The organism is Shewanella sp. ISS20, assembly GCF_056522965.1.
Genome location: NZ_JAWRZK010000001.1, coordinates 890,452 through 915,743 on the forward strand (window position 1 = coordinate 890,452; position 25,292 = coordinate 915,743).

Below are 25,292 nucleotides of genomic sequence, written 5' to 3' on the forward strand. Positions count from 1 at the left end.
TTCTTAATATTATACGCGGGAGAAGATCAACTGTTGCCCTATGTAAACTGCACCTAAGCACAGCCCGAGGTTCAACAATATGTTTAAGCCAGCTTTAAACCATTGAGCCTGATTTATCAGCAGCATAGTCTCATTCGAAAAAGTGGAGAATGTGGTTAATGCTCCAAGGAAGCCCACACCGACCAAAGCTTTAAGTTCAGGACTCAAATGAGATACCTGACCGTAAGCGTAGACACAACCCATGATAAATGAACCCAATATATTGACTAACAGTGTACCAAAAGGAAAACCGCTACCAAATAGCTGGATCATCATAATTGAAATAAAATAGCGAAAAACTGCACCAAAAGCGCCGCCACAGGCAATTAATAAGACATTAGTCATAACGTTGTTGTTTACTATCCTTATCCCATTGTTTTAATGTGCGTAATTTTTCAGCAATGCGCTTTTCAAAACCGCGCTGAGTGGGAGAATAACACTGCGCATTTTTTAATACTTCAGGGAAGTAATTCTCACCACTGGCGTAGGCATTGTCTTCATCATGGGCATAACGATATTGCGCGCCAAAGCCTAAGTCTTTCATCAAATGCGTGGGCGCATTGCGTAAATGCAGCGGCACAGGTTCTTGACCCGTTTGTTTGGCTAATTCGCGCGCAGCACTAAACGCTACATAAACGGCATTACTTTTGGGCGCCGATGCTAAATATAAAATGGCTTGGGCTATGGCGCGTTCACCTTCAGCAGGTCCTACCCGATTGAAACAATCCCATGCATTGAGTGCTATTGTCATCGCCTGCGGATCGGCATTACCAATATCTTCGGAGGCAATGGCAAGTAAGCGCCTTGCCACATATAAAGGATCGCCGCCACCTTCTAAAATTCGGCAAAACCAATATAACGCCGCATCGGGAGCACTACCGCGAATAGATTTATGCACCGCAGAAATTAAATCATAAAAGGCATCACCGCCTTTATCATATTGCGCGATTGGCTCGCCGGCCACTTGAGCCAGTGATTCTATGGTTAGTTCACTGCCATCACTAGCAATATCGGCCATAAGTTCTACTAAATTAAGCGCTTTACGACCATCACCGCCAGCAACTATGGCCAGTTGCTGGGCAACATGATCTGATAAAATTAACTGACGCTTGCCTAAACCTCGTTGTTCATCGGTTAAGGCTTGACGCACTAATCGCTCAATATCTGCATTCGACAATTTATTAATAAGATAAATTCGAGCACGCGACAATAGCGCATTATTGATTTCAAACGAGGGGTTTTCTGTGGTTGCTCCCACAAAAATGACTGTGCCATCTTCAATATAAGGCAAGAAAGCATCTTGTTGGCTCTTATTGAATCTATGCACTTCATCGACGAATAATAAGGTACGTTGGCCGCGCGATTGCGCCACCATTTTGGCTTGCTCAATGGCCGCGCGAATTTCTTTGACCCCTGAAGATATAGCAGAAATGCGCTCCACGTGGGCATTGGTATAATGTGCGACCAGTTCAGCTAAGCTGGTTTTTCCTGTGCCTGGTGGTCCCCAAAATAACATGGAGTGAGCGCGACCCGCTTCAAGCGCCAGTCGTAACGGTTTATCTGGCCCTAAAATATGGGCTTGCCCCACATATTCTGCCAAAGTGCTTGGGCGCATTCTGGCAGCTAACGGCCTAAAATCCGGCGCAAAATCAAAACCGAAACTAGACACTATTGACCGCCAACAACCGCTTTGCGTTGATCATCTATATCAACGCCATCAGGAATAGCAAAGCTAAACTGCTGACGGTTATTGGCAGCTAAGACTTGTTGATTGGACAACTCAAACTGGCTATTGTTGCCTTGATTATCGAGAATAGACAAGTTAACTAATTTATTGCCCTTAATGCAGAAGTTAACGTTTTGCACTTGTGCATCGAGTTGAGTTGGGGTGATTTTATAACAATCACCACTCGCCGCCACTTGATATTGACTCCACACTTTCTCGTCACGAGAAACCAAAAGCGCTAATGGCGATGCCGTAAGGATTTCCTTGGCATCCAAAATAGTCACTTCTTCAGCAAAGGGGTTATAAATCCACACGCCATCATTATTCGCCACAATCAAAGATTCATCGGGTGCAGTCAAATGCCAATTGAGTAAGTTCGGCGTTTGCATCGCAAGGGTGCCGCTTCCTTGTTGAATGACTTTATCATTTACATCGGTAACTTTTTGGCTAAAGTCAGCTTGCAGTGACTGCATGTTCGCTAATTTTTTTTGTAAATCCGTACTATCAGAGGCAACGCTTGCCGTTGATACTGCGGCTAATGTCATGCTGAGGCACAACGTTTTAATTGCATTCATACAAACAACCTCATTAATGTCTTGGTGGCGGTGGCGCCAATACTTCACGGTTGCCATTATGGCCTTGGCTACTCACAACTCCTTGAGCTTCCATTTGCTCAATAATACGAGCGGCGCGGTTATAACCAATCTTAAATTTGCGTTGAACACTCGAAATCGATCCGCGGCGAGTTTCGGTCACAAAAGCAACGGCTTCATCATATAAAGGATCTATATCTTCTTCGGCTTGCGAGGTTTCACCTGGCAATAGTACTTGCTCGCCATCGCTTGAGCCTTGCAGAATTTCATCTATATATTGCGGCGTTCCGCGAGCTTTCCAATCGGCAACTACTTTATGAACTTCGTGATCGTCAATAAAGGCGCCATGGACACGAGTGGGTACGCTGGTACCCGGCGGTAGGTATAACATATCACCCATACCCAGCAGGTTTTCAGCGCCTTGTTGGTCCAAAATTGTGCGCGAGTCAATTCTTGATGACACCTGAAAAGCAATACGCGTAGGAATGTTAGCTTTAATCAAACCAGTGATCACATCAACCGAAGGTCTTTGAGTTGCTAATATCAAATGTATGCCGGCGGCGCGTGCTTTTTGAGCAATTCGCGTAATAAGTTCTTCAACCTTTTTACCGACTATCATCATCATGTCGGCAAATTCATCGACGACCACGACTAGTGCAGGCAATTTTTCTAATGCCGGCGCTTCATCGAGCATAGATTCTGATGACTTCCATAGTGGATCTGGAATTTCTTGGCCGTGCTCTTTAGCATGAGCAATTTTAGCGTTGTAACCCTTGAGGTTTCTTACGCCCATGGCCGACATTAATTTATAACGACGCTCCATTTCACCTACGCACCAACGCAGTGCATTGGCCGCATCTTTCATATCTGTCACGACTTCACACAATAAATGCGGAATACCCTCATACACTGAAAGTTCCAACATTTTAGGGTCAATCATGATAAAGCGAACATCTTCTGGCGTTGATTTATACAAAAGACTGGTGATCATGACGTTAACACCAACCGATTTACCTGAACCCGTGGTACCTGCGACTAATAAGTGCGGCATCTTGCCTAAGTCGGCAATGACAGGTTCACCAGAAATATCCTGTCCTAAAACCATAGATAGTGGCGACTGACTTTGTCTAAACGTGTCACTATCTAACACATCACGCATAAACACGGTTTCGCGGAATTTGTTAGGCAATTCCAAACCTACATAAGCTTTACCTGGAATAACTTCAACAACACGAACCCGCTCTGCTAATAATGAACGCGCTAAATCGTTAGCTAAGTTGGTGATTTTAGATGCTTTAATACCAGGCGCTAATTCAAGTTCAAATCGCGTGACCACAGGTCCCGGAAATACTCCAACTACTTGCGCTGAAATATTAAAATCAGCGAGTTTCAATTCAACTAATCGGGCAATTTGTTCGAGCTCTTCTTCAGAAATCGGATTTTTGGAGCGATTAGGAACATCTAATAATGAAATACAAGGCAATGGCGTCGAAGGACGAGGTGGCACCACTGACTGGCCATCGATAACCACTATGCCATCAACAATTTTGGCTTGTTTAGCGGGTTTTATTGGGCTTTGGTAGACATCATCAAGTGCATCAACAATATCTTCTGCATTGGCACTCAAGTTATCGTCTGCATAATCATTCGCACTGTTTGGCTTAGGTGCATCAGGCTCGTCATCCCAAGGCGTATCACTGTCTAATGCGCTAAATCCAACGTCAAAAGTGTCATCTTTATTGTTAGCATGGCTATAAGAGTGTGTGTCGGCATCAAAGTCAGGTTCTGCATCATGTTGAGTAGGATCATCAAAGCGTAAATGGTCATCATCAACGAGTGGCTCACGGTCTACATTTTGATGTTTGCGGTCGTAAGTCACCTGATTTTTGACCATTTGATCATAATCAAAGTCTGGCTTATCGTTGCTATCATCACGTTGAGGAGACACTTGCGACTTGAACTTTGCCACTAGCGACATAAATCCTTTGGTATCTTCAGAATCGCGATTAGACGCTAACTTTTCTGAGGCTAAGTAGCTTGGTAGCTGGCGCAGCTGTTCAAAGCACCAGATACTCCCCTGCCCGACCCACTCAACGATTGTCATTAAGCTAATGCCAGTCAGTAACGTAAAACCTGCGCCGACGAAAGACAATAAAAGTAAGGTGGTACCCAGTGGATTGAAGTATGGCAACATGGCACCAACGATGACATCACCACAAACGCCGCCTGCAGAAAATGCATAGATATCACTAGCGTTCATGCCTGCTAACGCCGCAATACCCATGATCACTAATAGAAAACCTACTAAACGTAAACCGACAGAAAAGTAGTCAATTTCTAATAAACGATAAGCTCGCTTAAATAGCAGCCAGCCAGTTAAAGCCACCATAATAGGGACCAAGTAGGCGGTATAGCCAAAAAAATAAAACAGCACATCGGCAATCCAAGCACCAACTGCGCCGGTGAGATTATTAATCTCACCTTGAAAATGAGTCTGACTCCAACCAGGATCCGCAGGATCAAAACTGGTTAAAGATAACAGGATAAATGCAGCGAAGATGCAACAACAAAGTAAGGCGCCTTCAAGTAATCGCTGCAAGCCGGATAAAGTGTATGATTGTGTTCCCTGAGACAAAGGATTTTTCCATAAACTCGCTAAATATAGATAGTGTAAAGATACCAGAATGAAACTCAAGATACAGCGAAAACACGCGTTTGGAGGCATTAAAGCGCATTTAACCAGCGGAAAATAAAAAAAGGCCCCTAAGGGCCTAATTTGTCTATGCTTGCAAGTGGTTACACTTCCAATAATGAGTTTATAGCAACGCGATTTGTTTGTTTAACTTCTTCCATAACGACATAGGTACGAGTATCAGATACCGCAGGAAGTTTAAGTAATGTCTCGCCTAACAAGCGGCGATAAGCAGACATATCAGAGACTCGAGTTTTCAATAAATAGTCAAAGTCACCAGAAACCAAGTGGCATTCTTGAATATCATCCAGCAATTGCACTGCACGATTAAATTTATCAAACACTTCAGGCGTATCTCTAGTTAAAGTAATTTCTACAAACACTAGTAAAGATGCGCCTAAGTAATGAGGATTAACCAATGCGGTGTAGCCATTGATATACCCTTGCTTTTCGAGCCTTTTTACTCGTTCCAAACACGGTGTTGGACTTAAACCAACGCGTTTGGACAGTTCAACATTAGAAATCCGACCGTCAATTTGTAACTCATTAAGGATGTTGCGATCAATGCGATCAAGTTCCTTTACAGGGTTTCTCTTATTATTTGGCATATTCTTAACCTTGCTTTATCACTAAAACAACATTTTATTTCGTGAGTAAATAAAGTTCAGCAGCATAATCTGCACAATGAGTAATATACTAGAACTGCCTGAAATAATCACGTCAGGGCAACACAAAATAACAAATTTATATAAAAAACAGGTGTTTTACATAGAGGCTTACAATGATAATTGGCGTACCTAAAGAAATTAAGAATCATGAATACCGTGTCGGTATGGTTCCAGCAAGCGTGCGTGAGTTGATTAACCGTGGGCATAAAGTCATCGTTGAATCTATGGCAGGTTCAGGAATTGGCTTTACTGATAAAGACTATCTTGATGTTGGTGCACAAATAAGCACTAAAGCTACGGATATCTTTGCTCAAGCTGACATGATAGTGAAAGTGAAAGAACCACAAGCAGCTGAGCGCGCTATGCTGCGCCATGATCAAATCCTTTTTACTTACCTGCATTTGGCACCCGATTTACAGCAAACTAAAGAGTTACAACACTCTGGCGCCGTATGTATTGCCTATGAAACAGTGACTGATAATAAAGGTGGCTTGCCTTTATTAGCGCCAATGTCTGAAGTAGCTGGTCGTATGTCAATCCAAGCGGGCGCCATGGCATTAGAAAAGTCTCGCGGCGGCAGCGGCATGTTACTTGGCGGTGTGCCTGGGGTTGAACCTGGTAAAGTCGTCATTATCGGTGGCGGCATGGTCGGGGCTAATGCGGCGCAGATGGCCATTGGTCTTGGCGCAGATGTTGTTATTTTAGATAGAAGCCTTGATGCATTACGACGCTTGAACTCACAATTTGGTAGTCGAATCAAAGCTGTATATTCAACGGCTGATGCTATTGAACGCCATGTGTTAGACGCTGATCTTGTGATTGGTGGCGTACTTATTCCTGGCGCCGCGGCGCCAAAGCTCATTAGTCGCGACCTAGTTTCACGCATGAAACCTGGTAGCGCTATTGTTGATGTGGCGATTGACCAAGGCGGCTGCGCTGAAACGTCGCACGCAACGACTCACCAAGATCCCACTTATATCGTTGATAATGTAGTGCATTACTGCGTGGCTAACATGCCTGGCGCTGTTGCGCGCACATCGACCTTCGCACTAAACAATGTGACTTTACCTTTTATTACTAAACTTGCTGAACTCGGGTATCGTAAAGCATTATTAGCCGATGAACATTTATTGAAGGGCTTGAATGTGATGCATGGTCAAATTACTTGTGATGAAGTAGCGCACGCCCATAATTTACCTTTTGTTGAGCCAAAGGCCCTACTCAACTAATTGAAACGCTTAAATCTAAGCCGGCTTGCCGGCTTTTTTTATGCACTTGCTGTAACTATTAGCTCAATCGGTATTTATCAAGTTCAGTTGCTTTACCCTGCCACTAAAATTCCCTACAATCTCAGCCATTCAATAGGCACGGAGAATACAATGAGCCAAGCCAGACACGTCAATTTATTAATATTAGGATCAGGTCCTGCAGGTTATACCGCTGCAGTTTACGCTGCTCGCGCCAATCTTAAACCTGTCATGATCACAGGTATGCAGCAAGGTGGTCAATTAACCACTACGACTGAAGTTGAGAATTGGCCTGGTGATGCGGATGACTTAACCGGTCCAGCATTAATGGAGCGCATGCAAAAGCATGCTGAGAAATTTGATACTGAAATTATTTTTGACCATATCAATGAAGTTCAACTGACTGAACGCCCTTTCCGATTAAAAGGCGACAGCGGCGAATATACCTGTGACGCACTAATCATTGCAACCGGTGCTTCGGCTCGTTATTTAGGTCTAGATTCTGAAGAAGCATTTAAAGGGCGCGGTGTATCAGCGTGCGCTACTTGTGATGGTTTCTTCTATCGTAATCAGAAAGTGGCGGTTGTTGGTGGTGGTAATACTGCCGTTGAAGAAGCACTGTATTTAAGCAATATCGCCAGCGAAGTACATCTAGTGCATCGCCGTGATAGCTTCCGCTCGGAAAAAATTCTAATTAACCGTCTGATGGAAAAAGTAGCTAATGGCAACATTATTCTGCATTTAGATCAGACATTAGAAGAAGTGGTTGGCGACAACATGGGCGTTACTGGTGCCAAACTTAAAAGCACCAAAGATGGCAGCATTAATGAGCTAACCGTTGCTGGCGTATTTATCGCCATCGGCCACAGCCCCAATACCAGTATTTTCAATGGCCAACTTGAAATGAACAATGGTTATCTTAAAGTTCAAAGCGGCTTAGAAGGTAATGCCACGCAAACCAGCATTCCTGGTGTATTTGCCGCTGGTGATGTAATGGATCATATCTATCGTCAAGCCATCACTTCTGCCGGCACTGGTTGTATGGCAGCTTTAGATGCTGAACGCTATCTTGATGCCAAATAACAACGGCAACTAAGTCATCTATTAACGAGTGCTTGCACTCGTTTTTTTTCATCTCAAATTCCTAGATACATTCCCCGCAACTCCTCCCATCAAATACGGCCAAGCTATATCAGTACTTGTTTAAGGTTTTTAGTTTTCGCGCAGTTTATTACCGACTGATTTTGAATGACATGTAGTGCTAGTTACTCAACTTTCGTTTCGAAGAATTATAGATGCTGACGTTTGAATTAATGCTGACTTAGCGTTGAGGCTAGCGATGATATTTGAGAGACTGTGATTAGAGTGGTGGGTATAAATCTAAAACGAAAAAAGGGACCTAAGGTCCCTTTTTAAGGAGAATCAAGACTAATTACTTAGTCAGAGCTTCTTTTGCTTTTTCAACTAAAGTTGCAAATACAACTTTATCGAATACAGCGATGTCTGCCAAAATCTTACGATCGATTTCGATAGACGCCTTCTTCAGACCGTTGATGAAACGGCTGTAAGACAGACCATTTTGACGAGAAGCCGCATTGATACGTGCAATCCACAGTTGACGGAATTGACGTTTTTTCTGGCGACGGTCACGGTAAGCATATTGGCCAGCTTTAGTTACAGCTTGAACTGCAACACGGAAAGTACGGCTACGAGCGCCATAATAACCTTTAGCTTGCTTTAAAACTTTCTTGTGACGAGCACGAGCGGTTACACCACGCTTAACTCTTGGCATTTATTCTATCTCCTGAATTAAGCGTAAGGCAGCTGACGAGCGATCATCGGCATGTCGGCTTTTGAAACTAAACACTTAGCACGTAAGTGACGCTTACGCTTGGTGCTCTTCTTGGTCAAAATGTGACGTAAGTGTGCTTGCTTGCGCTTGAAACCATTGGCGGTTTTCTTAAAGCGTTTTGCAACACCCTTGTCTGACTTCATTTTAGGCATTTCTAAAACTCCGCATTGGGATGTTAATGAATAGTAAGGCGAAAAGAGAGTTGATTTCTCGACTCCCTTTTACTTTTGGGAAGCCCTACTTATTTCTTTTTCGGTGCTAAAACCATAACGGCTTGTCGACCTTCCATTTTCGGGAAAGATTCAACCACAGCAACTTCGTCCAAATCTGCTTTGATACGGTTCAAAAGATCCATACCTAAGCTTTGGTGTGCCATCTCGCGACCGCGGAAACGCAGCGTAACTTTCGCTTTGTCACCATCTTCAAGAAAACGAATCAGGTTGCGTAGTTTTACCTGATAGTCGTTTTCATCAGTTCCAGGACGGAATTTAATTTCCTTAACCTGAACCTGTTTTTGCTTTTTCTTCTGTTCTTTAGCAGATTTTGCTTTATCAAACAGAAACTTACCGTAGTCCATAATGCGACATACTGGCGGTTCAGCATTCGGGCTGATTTCAACCAGATCAACACCTGACTCATCGGCCAGACCCAGAGCTTCTCTAATTGTAAGAATACCAAGCTGCTCGCCGTCAATTCCGGTTAAACGAACTTCGGCTACACCAGTGATTTCTTCATTGATGCGGTTTGGGGCCGGCTGACGCCCTGTTTTTTTGATCTTTATGACCTAATCCTCCAACAGATTGAGACTACGGAGCGAAATTTGTTGCTTAACTTGTTCTGCAAAATCGTTCAATTTTATTTTGCCTAAGTCAACCCCATCTCGGGTTCGCACCGCTACTTCCTTATTTTCTATTTCTTGATCACCAACGACCAATAGATAAGGCACACGTCTTAAAGTGTGTTCGCGTATTTTAAAGCCTATTTTCTCATTCCTCAAGTCCGTAGTAGCACGAATGCCCTGATCTTTGAGGAATTTACAGATTTCTTCTACATAATCGGCTTGTTTGTCAGTGATATTCATAATCACTGCCTGAACAGGCGCCAACCATAATGGGAATTTACCTGCGTACTCTTCAATAAGAATACCAATAAATCTTTCCAGCGAGCCTAAAATGGCGCGATGGATCATTACAGGAGTTTGACGACTGTTATCTTCGGCCACATAAGTAGCACCCAGACGACCAGGTAACGCATAATCGAGCTGTACAGTACCACATTGCCACGCGCGATCCAAACAATCATGCAAAGTAAATTCGATTTTTGGGCCATAAAAGGCACCTTCGCCAGGCAAAATCTCGAATTTAATGTTGTTGTTGGCTAATGCTTGCTTTAATGCTTCTTCAGCACGGTCCCACATTTGGTCATCACCAATGCGTTTTTCTGGACGCGTTGACAACTTAACTACGATGTTTTCAAAACCAAAGGTAGCATAAGTGTCGTATACCATCTGAATACAGGCACTCACTTCTTGCTGTACTTGTTCTTCAGTACAGAAGATATGTGCATCATCCTGGGTAAAGCCACGTACACGCATTAAACCATGCAGAGAACCTGATGGCTCATTACGATGACAGCAACCGAACTCAGCCATACGCAGTGGTAAATCGCGATAAGACTTTAAGCCTTGATTGAAGATTTGCACGTGACCTGGACAGTTCATCGGCTTAATCGCGTATTCGCGATTTTCACTACTAGTAGTGAACATAGCTTCAGAATATTTATCCCAGTGACCAGAACGCTCCCACAGGACGCGATCCATCATTAATGGACCTTTGACTTCTTGGTAGTCGTATTGGCCTAATTTTTGACGAACAAAGCTTTCTAAGCCTAGGAATAAGCGCCAGCCGTCATTATGCCAAAACACCATTCCTGGCGCTTCTTCTTGCATATGATACAAATCAAGCTGCTTACCAATTTTACGGTGATCGCGCTTAGCGGCTTCTTCCAGACGGGTTAAATAGCCTTTTAATGCTTTTTTATCTGACCATGCCGTGCCGTAAATACGTTGCAGCATTTTATTATCAGAATTACCGCGCCAGTAAGCACCAGCAACACTCATCAGTTTGAAGTTTTGGCAAAAACGCATGTTAGGCACATGAGGACCGCGACACATGTCGACATATTCTTCATGATGATATAACGCTGGTGTTTGGTCACGACCAATGTTCTCGTCCAAAATGGCCATTTTGTATGGTTCTTGGCGATCATCAAAAGCGTCTCTAGCTTCTTGCCAGCTAACTACACGCTTAACCACATCGTAATTGGTCTTGGCCAAATCAAGCATACGCTTTTCAAGGGCGTCAATGTCTTCCTGAGTCAGTTTATGATCTAAATCGATATCATAATAGAAGCCATTATCGATGGTCGGACCGATTGCCATGGTCGTTTCAGGCCACATCTGCTTAATAGCATGACCTAATAAATGCGCACATGAGTGACGTAAGATCTCAAGACCTTCGTCATCTTTAGCGGTAATGATGGCAAGTTCGGCATCGGTTTCAATTAAATCGCAAGCATCTTTCAATTGACCATTAACACGGCCAGCGATACAGGCTTTAGCAAGACCAGGACCGATGTCGGCAGCGACATCCATGGTTGATACTGCGTGGGCAAACTCACGTTTGCTGCCATCAGGAAGGGTAATTACAGGCATGAAAAAATCCTTGTCCAGTGGTGACCCGTACGCAGGGCCACTTGGTGAGTATAAAAAGGTGAAGCAAAGCACTTCAAATAAAATACTTCGTAATTAAAGACAGTACTTGAGCCTTTAGCATAACGAAATAAGCCGAAAATTTTACGCCAACTGCCCCCATGGGCGCAAGCCAAAACCTTAGTCTTATGGCTACACGCACACTTCCTCTATGGCTAATGAGAGTAAACCAAGCAATTTACGCTCGGTATATAGCAAAATCCTCGGCTCTTTTATTAACCTTGGTCGTCATAAATCAAGCAGCTTAACCAGTTACTGAGCGAGATAGTCGCCATCAAGATGCCAAAAGAGGCTTGAGCTTAATCTGCAGTTACTGTCTACTGCAGCTAGATTTTGGTGTAAACGAAACAAGGAAAAGATTATGGATAGCAGATATTGGGCTTTTATTAGTGGTTCTAGCCAACGAATTGGTGCCAGTATGGCTCGCCATCTTCATCATTTAGGCTATAACATTGCTTTGCATTACTTTTCTTCCGCTACTGCCGCCACCGCCCTTGCCCAAGAATTAAATCAGCAGCGCGCCGATAGCGTTAAGCTCTATTGCACCGATTTATCTGACATTAACTCAATCAACCTAACGATTGCTGAATTACAGCAAGATAAGCTCGCCTTTAGCGTGCTGATTAATAATGCTAGTCAATTTTATCCAACGGCATGGGACACCTTTGATGCCGAAAAAGCGCAGCAATTGTTGCAAGTCAACATGCTCACGCCTTGTATGCTCGCGTCGGCTCTGCATAGTGCATTGGCGCAGCATCAGGGCTGTATCGTTAATCTTATCGATATTCATGGTGAGCGGCCATTAAAAGGTCATGGGCTATACTCTATGACGAAAGCGGGTTTACACATGGCAACGCTTTCTATGGCGCAAGAGTTTGCCCCAGAGATTAGAGTCAATGGCATAGCGCCTGGGGCAATTTTGTGGCCAGAGCACAGCCTCACTGAGACTCAGCAACAAGTGTTAGCAGAGATCCCTATGGGTCGCATTGGCGCACTGGATGACATTAATCAAGCCTTAACATTTTTGCTAAATAGCCCATATATTACAGGTCAAATAATCGCGGTGGATGGTGGACGTAGTGCTACTGGTTATCGCGGCGCCTAATGCAGTAGTTGTTATTGAGGTGCAAGATGAAACTAAAAAAACAAATCATTTCCTGCCCATTTTGTGGCCACCACTTGCACATTGAACTTGATGCGAGTGCCGGCGATCAAGATTACTACGATGATTGCCGCGTATGCTGCAACCCCATTCACTTACGCCTGCATATCGATGAAGCTCGTCGCACCGTAGAACTGCATGTGGATTCAGATGACGAGCAACTGTATTAGCCGTCAAAGCGTCATCATTAACTGTCACTGTTCATCAGATTATTGAAGCTGACAATACATTTATCACTGTGGCTGGCATAACCACTGACACAAGGCTGTGATGTGATTAACACTCGAGATGGTTAATCGCATCAAGGTTGGCGCTGTTACTTTTGCTTTGCGCTTAAGTAGCGCTCAACTGTGTCGACTATCACTTGAGTTTGGCTGTCAATTTCAAGGTTAACTGCATCCCCTATCCTTAATAAACCAAGATTGGTTATTTTTAAGGTTTCAGGAATAAGATGCAGCATAAAGGTATCTTCAGTCACAGCACCGACAGTTAAGCTGCAGCCATTTACGCCAATGAAGCCCTTATAGAAAATATACTTCATCCATTGCTTAGGCACTTGTATTTGAAGGTTATAATGCTCGTCAGTCACGTTAACATGAATGACTTCAGCTTGAGTGTGAACATGGCCTGATAAAATATGGCCGCCAATTTCACTACCAAAGCACAGCGAACGTTCAATATTGATTGCGTCACCAAATTGTAAATATGCGAGATTGGTCACATGCAAGGTCTCTTCCATGACATTACAAAAAACCCTAAGATCACTTATCCTAGTGACCGTTAAACACACGCCATTATGCGCCACACTAGCACCCGTAGTTAATCCCTCGATGAGTTCTGGTGTCATAGACACTTCTAACGTATGAAGTCCGGGCTTTTTCTCTATCGTCACCACCTCACATGTGGCTTGTACAATACCTGTAAACATTTTTAACCTACCGATTAAAGGCAATTTAATGAATCATTCCGGCTATCAGGCTAAACGCTTAATACAATTGGCATTGCCAGTGCTTATTGCTCAAGTGACTCAAACCATGATGGGCTTTATTGACACCCTGATGGCCGGCCGTGTCAGCGCCGTGGATATGGCTGCCGTAGCTGTGGGTACCAGCTTATGGTTACCCGCTATTTTGTTTGTTCAAGGCTTGTTAATGGTGTTTACGCCTATTTTTGCGCACCATCATGGCGCAAATAACACCCAAGCCATTCGCCCGTTAGCACATCAAGCGGCTTATATTGCCATTATTGGCAGCATAGGTGTGATGTTATTTTTAGGCTCAGCCCGTTTTATTTTAAGTTTTATGAACTTAGAACCAGAATTGTATGAACTGACCATAGGTTACATCAATGGTATTTTATGGGGCGCGCCGGCCTTTGTGCTTTATCAAGTACTACGCGGTACCGCCGAAGGCATTTCATACACACTGCCGACCATGGTCATAGGATTTATTGGCTTGGCCGTTAACATTCCGGCTAACTACATCTTAATTTATGGCCATTTCGGTATGCCGGCTATGGGCGGCGCGGGTTGCGGTATCGCCACGGCATTAGTGTTTTGGGCTATGTTCATCAGCATGGCTATTTATATGCAGGTGCATAAACGCTTTAAAGACATTGCCATGTTCAAAACCTTCTACAAGCCGAACTTAGCCAGCATGATGAGTATGACCAAGTTAGGTATGCCGGTAGCTATGTCGATGTTTTTTGAAGTGAGTCTGTTTGCCATTATTGCTTTATTACTGGCGCCTCTTGGCTCCATTGTGGTGGCAGGCCACCAAATTGCCTTAAACTTCTCATCTATCGTGTTCATGCTGCCGCTATCGATTGGTATTGCAGTATCTATTCGAGTGGGATATTACCTTGGGCGCGATCAGCTAGAAATCGCCGCTAAAGTTACTAAGCTCGGCTTAGGCATTTCATTTGGCTTAGCCTTATGTACCGCTATCGCCACTGTTATCTTCCGCTACGATATTGCAGAGCTTTACAATACCAACCCAGAAGTAGTGACCTTAGCCGGTAGCTTAATGCTATTAGCCGCGTTATATCAGTTATCTGATTCTGTGCAAGTGGTCGCCGCTGGCGCACTGCGTGGCTATAAAGATACGCGCAGTGCATTTTATATCACCTTGATATCTTACTGGGCGATAGGCATGGGGCTAGGTTACACCTTGGCTTATACCGATTACCTGGTACCACCAATGGGCGCCCATGGTTTCTGGATTGGCTTAATTGCTGGCTTAACCTCAGCCGCGATTATGTTTGCCATCCGTTTGAAAATCATTCAAAAGCGTGGTCACATCCAAGCAGCTATTCAAGCGGCATAAACCGTTGTAACTGGCTGCAAAACCACCAGTTTGTGCAGCCAGTGAACATTTAGCCCAAACTTGTAATTTTTTACTTGCATGCGCTAACCTAGCAACCTAATATAGCGCTCGTCCCAAGGCATCTGTGAAAAAGAACTTGTGATTAAATCAATATGATAGTGAGTTTTCTCACTTCATATTGATGACTAAATTTGAAGACGATACACCCGTAGCTCAGTTGGTTAGAGCACTACCTTGACATGGTAGGGGTCGGTGGTTCGAGTCCACTCGGGTGTACCACTCTAAAATAAAGTCTAAATAGTAAATTCAAACGATACACCCGTAGCTCAGTTGGTTAGAGCACTACCTTGACATGGTAGGGGTCGGTGGTTCGAGTCCACTCGGGTGTACCACTCTCTTCAAAGAGTCTAAATTTTGAAATTCAAACAGTACACCCGTAGCTCAGTTGGTTAGAGCACTACCTTGACATGGTAGGGGTCGGTGGTTCGAGTCCACTCGGGTGTACCAATTCTTGCTTTAACTTCCTATAATACCTCAATTTAATAATATCTTCCGTTAAGACACTCTATTTATATTTGTGCCTAACATAAAATTTTGGTGCTTAAACTAGGTTTTTCTAGAAACATTCAAACACGCCCCTCCCTTCGGCTCTGCCTGATGTTGCCTCTATTGCTTAATCCACATTTACCGCTGTTCCCTCCAAATTCGCCGTTTTTCAAAATTTGCGCCTATTTCGTGCCAAACCAGTTGGCACAAGATGCTTTTGACGATTTTTTTGTTGACCCCCACCATAGTTGGCACAACGAAATCGATATCAACTTCAGACTTGCCTGACACAATCAAAAGTTATACTGACAGGATGAATTCCGCCATATTATTCGGAATAACGCTAGTTTGATTAGATTTGAGCTAATTTCTTTTTAGCCCAAATCGTTTCACCATCAATTAACGTATCCAATAATACTTGGTCGCAGGAGTCCCCCCCCCCCCTTTGTCAGGATTGTTGTCACCCCTAAATAATCATTATTTTTAAAGACAGGGTGCGGCAAAAGAGAACAAAATGGCTCGGTATTCACCAGAACGTAAAGAGGCGATCCTTAAAAAATTATTACCGCCTCACAATTTAACGGTCGCAGAGGTTGCTCGGGAAGAAGGCATTGCGGTGCAAACCTTGTATCATTGGCGGGATATTGCCAGAAAAGAAGGTAGCCCCGTGCCAGGTAAAACATTAACAGCCGATGATTGGTCAGCTGAAGCAAAACTTGCCGTGATTATTGAAACAGCGCCGCTGTCGGAAGCGGAGATAAGCCAGTATTGCCGTGAAAATGGCTTGTTCCGCGAACAAGTACAACAGTGGAAGTTGGAGTGTTTGTCCGGTTTTCAAACCTCAGAAGTACAAACCAAAACCATTAAACAGCAGGCCAAGGCTGACAATCGCTGCAACGAGTATACTGTGAGCCTCGGTCACTGTGAAATACCAGCCCTCTGGCCGGTTGACGCAGGCTGTAGGCTTTCATTAATGCCTTAGATATCAAATCCGTGGTCATGCGTTTGTCTATGTGCCACCCCACAATCCGGCGTGAATATAAATCCATCACCACCGCCAAATACATCCAGCCTTCACCTGTCTTTAAATAGGTCACGTCACCTGCCCAAACCTGATTAACAGATACTGGGTTAAAGTTCATGTTTAGCAGGTTATTAGCCACGGCATCAGAGTGTTTGCGCTGTGTCGTCACCTTATAAGCCCGTCGCTGGGTTGCTTTGAGTCGAAGGCGGTGCATAATTTTACGAACGAGATAGCGACCAACCTGGTAGCCTTCCTTGCGCAATTTCTTCACCATTTCACGATTACCTAAGCTGCCTCGACTTTGCTTAAATAGCTTTCGAACAAGGCGATAAAGCTTCAGTGTTTCAAGACTTATCACGTTTGCAGGGCGTTTATGCCAATCGTAATAGCCTGACTTACTGACACTCATTACTCGGCATAACAGTGTTATGGGAAACAGGTTAGATTGCTGTTTGATGAAACGAAATCTTACTTCATTTCTCTCGCAAAGAAGGCGCTTGCCTCGGCGTGCCCCTTGGGTATTTTTAGAATTTCTTTCTCCATGCGTAATTCTTTGTTTTCTTTACGTAATCGCTTTAGCTCATCACGCTCAGACTCTTCTAAGGTGATGCCTTGTTACAGGGCTTCGTGTTTTTCCTTCCAGTTGTAAAGCAGGCTCGTGCTAACTCCAAGAGACTTTGCCGCATCGGCAACGCTATAACCTTGTTCTAGCACCATCAAGACGGCTTCATCTTTATATGCCTGCGGGTAACTCTTATGTGATTTTTTTAGACTCATATAGACCTCTTAATTTATTGACCATACTGTCTCAAAATTAAGTGTCCGATGGGATCGGACCAGAACACAATCAAACGGTTTAATACTGTTGGCCCGATATTACGTTTACTTCCATGGTGGGGAATTTGAATAAACTTCAATTCGGCGCCAGAGTAACAAGACTCAATTTGGTTAGCGGCATGCTCTAATGCCTAAATCCCCGCATCTGTAGTAAAGACTAGACGCCTTCCATCAACGATCAATTGGGTAATTACGCTCGAATTGTTTTTTGCTGAAGTTTGGCCATCATCTGAAATATGGTCATCCCCCCAGTTTGCAAAAAATGTTTTTACATTACGCACAGCTTTATCAAACCAGCTCTCGTTGGCGACAACACTTCCTTCAGCACGTTTTGGCATTCCATCAAAATCAGGAATAAGTGATTCGTAATAAAACTGACTGGGTCCCAACACTTTGACTGAACCTGATTTGTCCGTAAGCCCGGTGAATGGCTCTTTTAATAAAATACCTTTGCGGTTCGCCAATTTTGCCAGTGACCAGGCACGCTCTAAGTTCTGCTTTAAACGCTCACCCAGGCTTGAGTCAGTTAGACGGCCATCAGCAAATTCATCAGCCAGGTTTTGGTTGTGTAACCATGTTTTCTGGCGAATCCGCCCTTGGCGATGTCGCTCAATGCCATTATTCATGTTAGCGCAAGTGTCTTTGATACAATGAACTGCCTTGTTCTGTCTCGCTGGCAGCAAGTTGACAATGAGCCGGCAACCATTCACTCAGAGCGCGTTGTAATTTAGCGGGATCTATGGGTTTGGCGATATAATCACTCATTCCCGCCCCATGACATAGTTCACGATCGCCTTGCATGGCATTGGCTGTCATAGCAATGATGGGAATTGCGTGGTTTTGAACCTGTGAGTGGGCATCACGAATATGCCGACTGGCTTCATAACCATCCATCACTGGCATCTGACAGTCCATAAACACTAAGTCATAAGCGGTTTTCGTAAGGGCGATTAACGCTTCTTGGCCGTTATTGGCCACATCAATACGCACTGCAAATTTGCTCAGCAGCCCCTTAGCCACCAGCTGGTTGGTCATATTGTCTTCCACTACCAATACTCGGGCATTAAATTGTGGCAGTTCACGTCCTGTGTGTTGGCTAGCCGATTCGACGCTCTCTGGCGTGATCCGCGCGACTTTTAGTAACTCGTTGTAAAGCAAAGACTGCCCTATAGGCTTACTGTGGAAGCCGTCAAACCCTGCAGCCTCTAACTTTTGCGCATCGCTGCGTTGACCCGAAGTATTGAGTAATAGTAAGCGGGTAGTGTTAATGCTAAGGTCAGCTTTAATTACCCTCCCCAGCTGCAAGCCATCCATGGTGGGCATTTGCCTATCAATGATGGCAATTGTGTAAGGGTCGCCCTCATTAGCGGCATGATGTAAAGCAATCAGCGCGGCCTCGGCATTATCAACCCACAGGTGGTCTATTTGCCAATGGCTCAGTAACTGCTCCAACAATCGACCATTCGTGGCATTGTCATCGACTATCAATAGCTTTTGTGCGGTCAAATCTGTTCTAACCGGCTCAGGAGGCTGAGCCTTAGCGCGCGCGAGATTAAGGGTAAACCAGAAGGTAGAACCCTTGCCCAATACGCTTGTCACGCCAATTTCACCGCCCATCATTTCCACTAATTGTTTGCAAATCGATAATCCTAGCCCTGTACCACCATACTTGCGGGTCGTGGAGCCATCGGCTTGGCTAAAACGATCAAACAGCCCTCTTTGCTGCTCTTCGCTCAAGCCTATACCTGTATCTGTGATGTCAAATCGTACCCAAGAATGGGTTTCACTTTGTTGCTGCACGCTGTAATAGACAGCTACTTCACCGCGCTCGGTAAACTTAATGGCGTTGCCCAGCAAGTTAGTCAGTATTTGGCGCAAACGACCGGGATCGGCGCAAAACCATTGATGAAGTAATGGGCTCGCAGGTGAAATCACCTCTAAGTTTTTATCATGGGCTTGCAGTGCAATCGCCTTGCTCAATTCACTTATCATCTGTTCAAAATCAAAATCTATGGCTTCAAGCTCGAGTTTGCCGGCTTCTATTTTGGAAAAATCGAGAATATCATTGAGTAAGGTCAGTAAAGATTCGGCGCTGCTTTTGACTGTTTTGGCATAGTTGTGCTGCTCGGCATTAAGGTTGGTATCCAGCAACAGATTGTTCATCCCTATCACGCCATTCATCGGAGTTCTAATTTCATGACTCATGTTGGCCAAAAATTCGCTTTTGGCACGGTTAGCCGATTCCGCCTCTTCCTTAGCCATTTGGATAGACACTTCGGCTAATTTGCTCGCGGTGATGTCGGTGCGGATAGCAATATAACTTTCGGGCTTATTGGCACTGTTCATGAAGGGAACTATGGTGGTATCGACCCAATACAAATGACCATCTTTGGCCTGATTGCAAATCTCAGCATTCCAGGTGTTACCACGGCTAATGGAGCGGTACATATCTTTAAAAAATTGCGTATCGTGATGACCTGAATTTAACAGACGATGATTTTGACCCAATAGCTCAGCTTCGCTATAGCCACTAATTTCACAAAATTTATTATTAACAAAGGTGATATTGCCCCTGACATCTGTGATGGCGACAATGGCATGTTGGTCGAGGGCAAACTTCTGTTTGGCTAAGTCTGCGAGCGCTTTTTGAGTTTCAAGATGACTCGCTTTTAGTGACGCTTCATATTCAAAGCGTTTTTGATTCATCACGTTAAATGCTTGTGCTAATTCTTCAATTTCATCGTTAGCCGTTATCGTGATTTTTTCATTAACATTGCCACCTGCGGCTATTTTTGCAACGGCTTTAAGCAACATTTGAATGGGATAGCTGATTTTTCGTGATATATAAAATGCAGTCAAACTGGCGATCACCAATATCAACAAACCAATTAACAGCAGCTTGATTTTTAATTGCTCAGCGGCGGCAAAAGCCTCAGCAACATCCACTTTAACCACAAAGCCAAAATTCAATTCAGGGATAGCGCGTCAAGCGGCTAAAACCTTGTCGCCTTTATAGTCGACAGAAAGTCCAGAGCCTCTCTCTCCTTGGACAGCTAGTTGCAGTGGCACAGCTAAGGCACTGCCAATTGGGTAACTTAGATTAAACGCCGCAGACGCTGAACGTCTTAACGGCGTAATAACCGTGGCATAATTGTGTTCAAGCTTACCAATAACCACTTCACCGGTTTGTTTAAGGCCTGAATAATCGGCAGATAAATCATTGTAGCGATCGGTATTCACTTGAAATGCCAACACTCCTATCAGTGATTCCCCTTGAAAAACTGGCGCGGCAATAAAGGCGCTATGTAACTCAATGCCCGCTTTGTTGGTGCTAATGGGTTGGGGTTTGGCTTGATCTTGCTTCAAATTCCATTGCGAGGGTGAATAAGGTTTGAATTCACTGGTTTTGGTTTCAAGTAAAGTCGCGGCATCATCAAAAGACTCGGCCAGTAATGTGTCTTTATACGCGCCAGTTTTCAAGTTGGTTGCAAAATCAGTTTCATGGGCGATGCTAAACACGACATCCCCCTCCGGGTTGATGAGAAAAATATCATAGCCCCCCATGCGAGCTAAAATCTGCGAAAAACCATCACGATAAAAAGCATCAGTTTTCTTATAGTCATCACTGTCAACCCCGAGCTTAAAGCTCGCTGACAACTTAGATAAGGCTTCTGCAGTCCAGGGGTTCGACGCAAAACTCGACAAGCCTTCCTCATGATTTTCAATATGATCATAAAATTGCATGACTTTATAATCAGCAATACTATTTAAGGTGTTTTCCACCTCACTTTTAAGCGAGCCAACCGCATTATCGGTCGCGATATAAGTAAGTAGTCCAACAGAAACCGTGGTGAGCAACACAAAGGTGAATGAGATTTTATTTTGAATGTTCAAAATATTGCCCCTCCATTGTTGTCACCGGTGCTGAACTAACCCTTGGTGGCGCGGCCCAACTTTCCCCCCAGCCTTGATATAAGGTGTTTAGATATTCATTCCACTGCTCAATGGTTTGGTAAGAGGGAAATGGCAAAGGTCTGATAGGCTTTTGTTGCGACCACACAATATCAAACTGACCATCTTCACGTATTTGGCCGATATAAAGCGGTTTCCACAGATGATTATTAATAGCGCTGATAATGACGTTACCCTCGGGGGCGTCATAGCTCACGCCTTTCAAGAATTGTCTAAGTGTGGAAGGGTCAGTGGTGTTGGCGGCTTGAACAGCCCTCGACCACATATAGACACCAACATAGCCGGCCTCCATCGCAGCATTGGTCGTTCTGCTCTCACCGTACTTGTATTTAAAACGCGCCACAAAGGCTTTGTTAACAGCGGAAGGCAAACTTTGAAAGTAGTTCCAGGCACTGTAATGGCCCACCATGGCTTTGATATCTAAGTGAAGCAGTTCGTCTTCGGCAATACTAAAAGACATGACTGGGATATTAATGTTCTTTTGATTTAATTGTTTGAAGAAAGGTATATTACTGCCGCCATTAATGGTATTTAGAATAATATCCGCGTTGCTGTGCAAAATAGCATCTGTCATGTCATCGCTATTCATATCTCCTAACGGGATATAATATTCGCCTACGACTTCAGCCCCTAAAGCAATCAGCTGTTTTTTCATGATCTTATTTGCCGAGCGCGGAAACACATAGTCAGAGCCCGCCAGAAAAACCCGTTTACCATGGTTTTCCACACTCCACTTAACGGCGGGCATGATCTGTTGGTTGGGCGTAGCGCCGGTATATATGATGTTGGTCGATTGCTCCAAGCCTTCGTACTGGACGGGGTAAAACAGCAGATGATCATGTTTTTCCACAACATGTTTCATTTCTTTGCGACTTGCTGATGTCCATCCACCAAAAATAACCGCCACCTTTTTTTGGGTAATGAGCGCCTCGGCCTCCCGCGCAAAAGCGGGCCAATCTGACGCGCCATCAACAACAACGGCTTCTATCTGGCGCCCTAATAGCCCGCCACTGGCATTAATTTCATCAATCGCCATTAAGGTAGCGTCGACTACCGACTTTTCACTAATCGCCATGGTGCCCGTTAATGAGTGCAACACCCCGACTTTGATTGTTTCTGACTTTTCAGTACAACTTGCCACCATAATGCAGCATAAAGCACAAAAAAATAGGGTCGTAATAGTGCGTATGACGGCACTACCTGCCGGCAAAGAGTGGATCATGTCTGCGCCTCGTCCATAGCGATTTTCAATGCTGCAAACGCTTGTTCGAGTAACGGCATGGCTTGCCAGCACGTGTTGATATCCTGAGCTTGTTCCATAGTTTTAGCTATGTCACTCAATACCATAGCGCCCACATTCGCGCACTCGCCCTTGATCTGATGAGCTTGCGCGGCAGCCTGTTTTAGGTCGGCAGCGATAAGTGCAGCTCGCAACTGAGCAATCTGCACTGGCATATCAGCGAGAAAAGCGTCCACCATTATTTTAATCAGATTTTTATCATTCATCAGACGAGCACTAAAGGCTGGGAAGTCAAACACCGGTTCCTGTTTTATTGCCATGGCTTGAGAGCCACAGTCTGGTTCTAGTTCTTTAGTAACACGCGGCTGGCAACAAGCAGGAAGCCATTCACTGAGTAACTGTTCTAGTAGTCGCCCATTAGTAGCATTGTCGTCCACTATCAATATTTTTTGTGTCTTCAAATCGGAGCTAACTGGTTCTGAAGGCTGACTCTTAGCCCGCGCAAGATGTTTCCAGATGGCGATAGTTAACACTAGCGAAGCCACAATAATCAGCCAATGGCTCCAATGTAATTTGCTCGCCTTAATGAGGTTAGAGCGCTGGTTAAGATGTAGCGATGTTGGTGTCATTTCAATGCCTCAATCCCTTGATGGTTGCATGTCATAATTTCAACTCCAAGTCAGTGTCAATGCTCGGTTGAGTGCCTGCCTCTTTAGTGCATTGGCACTGGTACTGCCATGGGGAATAAGATTGCAATTAGCTGAAACAAGAAGAGTGAAGAATAAAAAGGTCGCGGCGGTAATATATAAGACATTTATTTTAAAGTCCTTATCTCAAATAAAAGTCACTAAAAAGTGTTAACAACTTAAGGTTAGACTAGTTTTGCCGTTCTGCTTATTTTATACATAGTTACCATCACTAATATTCAGTAATGAAAGACTGGAGTTAACCCTTTGCCTGTGTACGCGCCGCTTGATTCAACACTGAATTTGAACTGAGTCGAGCAAACTCGTTAACCGCGGGACACCATCAATCACCTGATAACGGGTGTGCATCAAAAAGGCTAAATACGTCCCTAATTCGTAGCATAAAAGTGGTGGTTCACTTGCCATGCTTGTTTTCACCGATTAAAGATTCGCACTCATCTGCGTTAACTTGATGCTCTCTGCATATGCGATTAATCATTGCCATTGGCAGCGCTTGCTTAGTCAATCCGCAAAAAGGCCTAGCGGCTTGAGTCTCATGAAACCGGCAAGATTGGCATACTCCGAAACTATTTCTGTGCTCATTTTTTTGCAGTGTGCTGAGCAATGTATGCAGACCATTAGTCAAGTGTGACGAAAATTCAGGTCCCAATTGCGGCAACGCAAGCTTGAGAGCATCAGCTGCACTCAGTCGTTGACTGATGGCTTTACCTTCATCAGTTAACGGCAAGTGGACGATTCTCTTGTCATGGGGATCTTGCTCTCTATACAGCCATTTTCGCTCTTCTAGTGCTTTTAATGACTGAGATACTGTCCCTTTGGTCAACCCCAGATAATCAGTCACTCCCATCAGAGTATCTGAGTAATGATTACAAATACTCAAATAGCGTAACGCGCTTAATTGAATGGCTGGCACCTGAGATAACAGCTGGTCATCACGCTGCCAACTGCGAATGAGACTGTTCAATCGTTCTAAATAATCAAAGAATTCTGCCACTACAACTGTCCTATGGGGCGTTCGTTAATATAGCCTTAGTATAGCTAAGGCTTTGTATCGAATCGAAACTAATCTCGATGTTGGTTTCGACTCGATACTTTTGTAAGGTCAAATGATGAAGATTCAGGTTTTCGATACCCATGTCACCACAACCACGGGCCGTTACTTGCTTTTTGATGTGTTAGTAACTCCAGAGGAAAGTGCTAATGCTGAGCGCTATGCGACACAGTTTTTAGCGCAGCAAGGAGTGATATTGCAAGATATCCACCAGCAATCCTGCAGTTTTTGCCACAACGAGATTGCCTCAGCAGAAATAGTCGCTGCCATCAGTCAGCATAAACATTTTATTCTCAAGCTTGAGGGGTGTTCACCAGTAGCGCCAACCTTGGAGAGCTATTAAATGCTGGATTGCCATTTACATGACCACATCGAAATTATGTGCATGCATCATGAACCCGTATTGGTTTATCTGATGGATGGTAGCAAAGTCGCAGGAGTGGCTAAGGACACCCGCTGCCAATCACAGCAAGAGTTTTTACAACTCGTGACTGACCAAGGTTTGCTAGAGGTGCTATTGCTCGACATAGCTATGGTAGAAATTAAACCGGCTTCAGCCCAGCCACACAAAATTTGGTTTAAGAAAGCAATAAATTAACTAAAATATCTTATAAAAACAGTGGCCAATAAAGGAGAGTGAGAAAAACTCGTTCGTTGCAGTCAAGGCCAGCGCAGAACTTTGGCAACAACACGCATCAATTATACAGTTAGTTGCGCCTTAACGATGAAAGCTAAGTACCACTCAAGGAAATTGGATTTCCCACTAACTTCAATTATGACGGCGTAACCGCAGCCCTAAAAATTAATGCCAACATGCATCAGCCGTTACTTTGTGTGACTGA

23 protein-coding genes, 3 tRNA genes and 2 pseudogenes are annotated in these 25,292 nt (G+C 44.2%); 11 read left to right on the forward strand and 17 right to left on the reverse strand.

Annotation, left to right across the window (positions count from 1 at the left end):
- Positions 1–9 precede the first annotated feature (9 nt).
- The 5 genes from crcB to lrp all read right to left on the reverse strand — a co-directional run bounded on the left by crcB (position 10) and on the right by lrp (position 5,658).
- Entirely contained in the window at positions 10–384 is a 375-nt protein-coding gene (gene crcB / locus AC1HDP_RS04045; RefSeq protein WP_140932590.1) for a fluoride efflux transporter CrcB, read from the reverse strand.
- A complete protein-coding gene (locus AC1HDP_RS04050) occupies positions 377–1,708 on the reverse strand; it encodes a replication-associated recombination protein A (protein WP_479637763.1) in 1,332 nt (443 codons plus the stop codon). Before AC1HDP_RS04050 ends, crcB begins: the two co-directional genes overlap by 8 nt.
- A complete protein-coding gene (gene lolA, locus AC1HDP_RS04055) occupies positions 1,708–2,340 on the reverse strand; it encodes an outer membrane lipoprotein periplasmic chaperone LolA (RefSeq protein WP_479637764.1) in 633 nt (210 codons plus the stop codon). The genes AC1HDP_RS04050 and lolA overlap by 1 nt, the downstream gene beginning before the upstream one ends.
- 13 nt (positions 2,341–2,353) lie before the next feature.
- Positions 2,354–4,993, reverse strand: coding sequence for a DNA translocase FtsK (locus tag AC1HDP_RS04060; RefSeq protein ID WP_479637765.1), 2,640 nt, complete (start codon positions 4,991–4,993; stop codon positions 2,354–2,356).
- 161 nt (positions 4,994–5,154) lie between these two features.
- Positions 5,155–5,658 (reverse strand): leucine-responsive transcriptional regulator Lrp, encoded by a 504-nt coding sequence (gene lrp, locus AC1HDP_RS04065; protein WP_479637766.1) that lies wholly within the window; start codon positions 5,656–5,658, stop codon positions 5,155–5,157.
- 173 nt (positions 5,659–5,831) lie between these two features.
- Between lrp and ald the strand changes: the two genes are divergently transcribed.
- Both ald and trxB read left to right on the forward strand, forming a co-directional pair.
- Positions 5,832–6,947: an alanine dehydrogenase gene (gene ald, locus AC1HDP_RS04070; RefSeq protein WP_479637767.1), complete on the forward strand. Its 1,116-nt coding sequence runs from the start codon at positions 5,832–5,834 to the stop codon at positions 6,945–6,947.
- Between the two features lie 150 nt (positions 6,948–7,097).
- Positions 7,098–8,048, forward strand: a complete 951-nt coding sequence (gene trxB / locus AC1HDP_RS04075) for a thioredoxin-disulfide reductase (protein WP_140932596.1) — start codon at positions 7,098–7,100, stop codon at positions 8,046–8,048.
- Between the two features lie 349 nt (positions 8,049–8,397).
- Here the strand turns inward: trxB and rplT are convergent, their stop codons facing one another.
- The 4 genes from rplT to thrS form a co-directional block, all read right to left on the reverse strand.
- A complete protein-coding gene (rplT, locus tag AC1HDP_RS04080; RefSeq protein WP_140932597.1) occupies positions 8,398–8,757 on the reverse strand; it encodes a 50S ribosomal protein L20 in 360 nt (119 codons plus the stop codon).
- A gap of 17 nt (positions 8,758–8,774) precedes the next feature.
- Entirely contained in the window at positions 8,775–8,969 is a 195-nt protein-coding gene (gene rpmI, locus AC1HDP_RS04085) for a 50S ribosomal protein L35 (protein WP_140932598.1), read from the reverse strand.
- Between the two features lie 89 nt (positions 8,970–9,058).
- Positions 9,059–9,598 (reverse strand): translation initiation factor IF-3, encoded by a 540-nt coding sequence (gene infC / locus AC1HDP_RS04090; protein WP_140932599.1) that lies wholly within the window; start codon positions 9,596–9,598, stop codon positions 9,059–9,061.
- Between the two features lie 3 nt (positions 9,599–9,601).
- Positions 9,602–11,530: a threonine--tRNA ligase gene (gene thrS, locus AC1HDP_RS04095; RefSeq protein ID WP_479637768.1), complete on the reverse strand. Its 1,929-nt coding sequence runs from the start codon at positions 11,528–11,530 to the stop codon at positions 9,602–9,604.
- Between the two features lie 418 nt (positions 11,531–11,948).
- On the opposite strand from thrS, the gene AC1HDP_RS04100 reads away from it, so the two are divergent.
- Positions 11,949–12,692 (forward strand): SDR family oxidoreductase, encoded by a 744-nt coding sequence (locus AC1HDP_RS04100; protein ID WP_479637769.1) that lies wholly within the window; start codon positions 11,949–11,951, stop codon positions 12,690–12,692.
- A 26-nt stretch (positions 12,693–12,718) separates the two neighbouring features.
- The gene (locus AC1HDP_RS04105) at positions 12,719–12,919 is read left to right on the forward strand and encodes a CPXCG motif-containing cysteine-rich protein (protein ID WP_140932602.1); all 201 of its coding nucleotides are present in this window, start codon (positions 12,719–12,721) and stop codon (positions 12,917–12,919) included.
- 146 nt (positions 12,920–13,065) lie between these two features.
- Here the strand turns inward: AC1HDP_RS04105 and AC1HDP_RS04110 are convergent, their stop codons facing one another.
- Positions 13,066–13,677, reverse strand: a complete 612-nt coding sequence (locus AC1HDP_RS04110) for a riboflavin synthase subunit alpha (RefSeq protein WP_479637770.1) — start codon at positions 13,675–13,677, stop codon at positions 13,066–13,068.
- A gap of 28 nt (positions 13,678–13,705) precedes the next feature.
- On the opposite strand from AC1HDP_RS04110, the gene AC1HDP_RS04115 reads away from it, so the two are divergent.
- From AC1HDP_RS04115 to AC1HDP_RS04135, 5 genes and pseudogenes are all read left to right on the forward strand, one after another.
- Positions 13,706–15,073 carry an MATE family efflux transporter gene (locus tag AC1HDP_RS04115; RefSeq protein ID WP_479637771.1) on the forward strand — a complete coding sequence of 456 codons (1,368 nt, stop codon included), beginning with the start codon at positions 13,706–13,708 and terminating at the stop codon, positions 15,071–15,073.
- Between the two features lie 202 nt (positions 15,074–15,275).
- A tRNA-Val gene (locus tag AC1HDP_RS04120) sits at positions 15,276–15,352 on the forward strand.
- A 36-nt stretch (positions 15,353–15,388) separates the two neighbouring features.
- A tRNA-Val gene (locus AC1HDP_RS04125) sits at positions 15,389–15,465 on the forward strand.
- 38 nt (positions 15,466–15,503) lie between these two features.
- Positions 15,504–15,580: transfer RNA gene (locus AC1HDP_RS04130), tRNA-Val, on the forward strand.
- 553 nt (positions 15,581–16,133) lie between these two features.
- Positions 16,134–16,505 (forward strand): annotated as a pseudogene (locus tag AC1HDP_RS04135) (transposase); the annotation flags it as partial.
- A gap of 13 nt (positions 16,506–16,518) precedes the next feature.
- On the opposite strand, the pseudogene AC1HDP_RS04140 reads toward AC1HDP_RS04135, so the two are convergent.
- The 7 genes and pseudogenes from AC1HDP_RS04140 to AC1HDP_RS04170 all read right to left on the reverse strand — a co-directional run.
- A pseudogene (locus AC1HDP_RS04140) lies at positions 16,519–17,420 on the reverse strand (IS3 family transposase); the annotation flags it as partial.
- Positions 17,421–17,611: 191 nt separating this feature from the next.
- Positions 17,612–18,106: a hypothetical protein gene (locus tag AC1HDP_RS04145; protein WP_479637772.1), complete on the reverse strand. Its 495-nt coding sequence runs from the start codon at positions 18,104–18,106 to the stop codon at positions 17,612–17,614.
- Position 18,107: 1 nt separating this feature from the next.
- Positions 18,108–20,435, reverse strand: a complete 2,328-nt coding sequence (locus AC1HDP_RS04150; RefSeq protein WP_479637773.1) for a response regulator — start codon at positions 20,433–20,435, stop codon at positions 18,108–18,110.
- A 30-nt stretch (positions 20,436–20,465) separates the two neighbouring features.
- Positions 20,466–21,374 carry a hypothetical protein gene (locus tag AC1HDP_RS04155; protein ID WP_479637774.1) on the reverse strand — a complete coding sequence of 303 codons (909 nt, stop codon included), beginning with the start codon at positions 21,372–21,374 and terminating at the stop codon, positions 20,466–20,468.
- Positions 21,358–22,674: an urea ABC transporter substrate-binding protein gene (locus AC1HDP_RS04160; RefSeq protein ID WP_479637775.1), complete on the reverse strand. Its 1,317-nt coding sequence runs from the start codon at positions 22,672–22,674 to the stop codon at positions 21,358–21,360. Before AC1HDP_RS04160 ends, AC1HDP_RS04155 begins: the two co-directional genes overlap by 17 nt.
- The gene (locus tag AC1HDP_RS04165) at positions 22,671–23,321 is read right to left on the reverse strand and encodes an Hpt domain-containing protein (protein WP_479637776.1); all 651 of its coding nucleotides are present in this window, start codon (positions 23,319–23,321) and stop codon (positions 22,671–22,673) included. Before AC1HDP_RS04165 ends, AC1HDP_RS04160 begins: the two co-directional genes overlap by 4 nt.
- A 472-nt stretch (positions 23,322–23,793) precedes the next feature.
- Positions 23,794–24,393 (reverse strand): MarR family winged helix-turn-helix transcriptional regulator, encoded by a 600-nt coding sequence (locus tag AC1HDP_RS04170; RefSeq protein WP_479637777.1) that lies wholly within the window; start codon positions 24,391–24,393, stop codon positions 23,794–23,796.
- Positions 24,394–24,505: 112 nt separating this feature from the next.
- Between AC1HDP_RS04170 and AC1HDP_RS04175 the strand changes: the two genes are divergently transcribed.
- Both AC1HDP_RS04175 and AC1HDP_RS04180 read left to right on the forward strand, forming a co-directional pair.
- Complete coding sequence (locus tag AC1HDP_RS04175; protein WP_479637778.1) at positions 24,506–24,793, forward strand: DUF2024 family protein; 288 nt, start codon at positions 24,506–24,508, stop codon at positions 24,791–24,793.
- Positions 24,794–25,048: a Rho-binding antiterminator gene (locus AC1HDP_RS04180; protein WP_479637779.1), complete on the forward strand. Its 255-nt coding sequence runs from the start codon at positions 24,794–24,796 to the stop codon at positions 25,046–25,048. It abuts the gene before it with no gap.
- Positions 25,049–25,292: the final 244 nt, after the last annotated feature.

What these genes read in the sequence shown, in the direction of transcription:
- AC1HDP_RS04110 (WP_479637770.1), bottom strand. Translation starts at nt 13,677, where the DNA reads ATGTTTACAGGTATTGTACAAGCCACATGTGAGGTGGTGACGATAGAG.
- ald (WP_479637767.1), top strand. Translation starts at nt 5,832, where the DNA reads ATGATAATTGGCGTACCTAAAGAAATTAAGAATCATGAATACCGTGTC.
- thrS (WP_479637768.1), bottom strand. Translation starts at nt 11,530, where the DNA reads ATGCCTGTAATTACCCTTCCTGATGGCAGCAAACGTGAGTTTGCCCAC.
- lolA (WP_479637764.1), bottom strand. Translation starts at nt 2,340, where the DNA reads ATGAATGCAATTAAAACGTTGTGCCTCAGCATGACATTAGCCGCAGTA.
- crcB (WP_140932590.1), bottom strand. Translation starts at nt 384, where the DNA reads ATGACTAATGTCTTATTAATTGCCTGTGGCGGCGCTTTTGGTGCAGTT.
- AC1HDP_RS04115 (WP_479637771.1), top strand. Translation starts at nt 13,706, where the DNA reads ATGAATCATTCCGGCTATCAGGCTAAACGCTTAATACAATTGGCATTG.
- rplT (WP_140932597.1), bottom strand. Translation starts at nt 8,757, where the DNA reads ATGCCAAGAGTTAAGCGTGGTGTAACCGCTCGTGCTCGTCACAAGAAA.
- AC1HDP_RS04160 (WP_479637775.1), bottom strand. Translation starts at nt 22,674, where the DNA reads ATGATCCACTCTTTGCCGGCAGGTAGTGCCGTCATACGCACTATTACG.
- AC1HDP_RS04145 (WP_479637772.1), bottom strand. Translation starts at nt 18,106, where the DNA reads ATGAATAATGGCATTGAGCGACATCGCCAAGGGCGGATTCGCCAGAAA.
- AC1HDP_RS04175 (WP_479637778.1), top strand. Translation starts at nt 24,506, where the DNA reads ATGATGAAGATTCAGGTTTTCGATACCCATGTCACCACAACCACGGGC.
- AC1HDP_RS04165 (WP_479637776.1), bottom strand. Translation starts at nt 23,321, where the DNA reads ATGACACCAACATCGCTACATCTTAACCAGCGCTCTAACCTCATTAAG.
- lrp (WP_479637766.1), bottom strand. Translation starts at nt 5,658, where the DNA reads ATGCCAAATAATAAGAGAAACCCTGTAAAGGAACTTGATCGCATTGAT.
- rpmI (WP_140932598.1), bottom strand. Translation starts at nt 8,969, where the DNA reads ATGCCTAAAATGAAGTCAGACAAGGGTGTTGCAAAACGCTTTAAGAAA.
- AC1HDP_RS04180 (WP_479637779.1), top strand. Translation starts at nt 24,794, where the DNA reads ATGCTGGATTGCCATTTACATGACCACATCGAAATTATGTGCATGCAT.
- AC1HDP_RS04100 (WP_479637769.1), top strand. Translation starts at nt 11,949, where the DNA reads ATGGATAGCAGATATTGGGCTTTTATTAGTGGTTCTAGCCAACGAATT.
- AC1HDP_RS04105 (WP_140932602.1), top strand. Translation starts at nt 12,719, where the DNA reads ATGAAACTAAAAAAACAAATCATTTCCTGCCCATTTTGTGGCCACCAC.
- trxB (WP_140932596.1), top strand. Translation starts at nt 7,098, where the DNA reads ATGAGCCAAGCCAGACACGTCAATTTATTAATATTAGGATCAGGTCCT.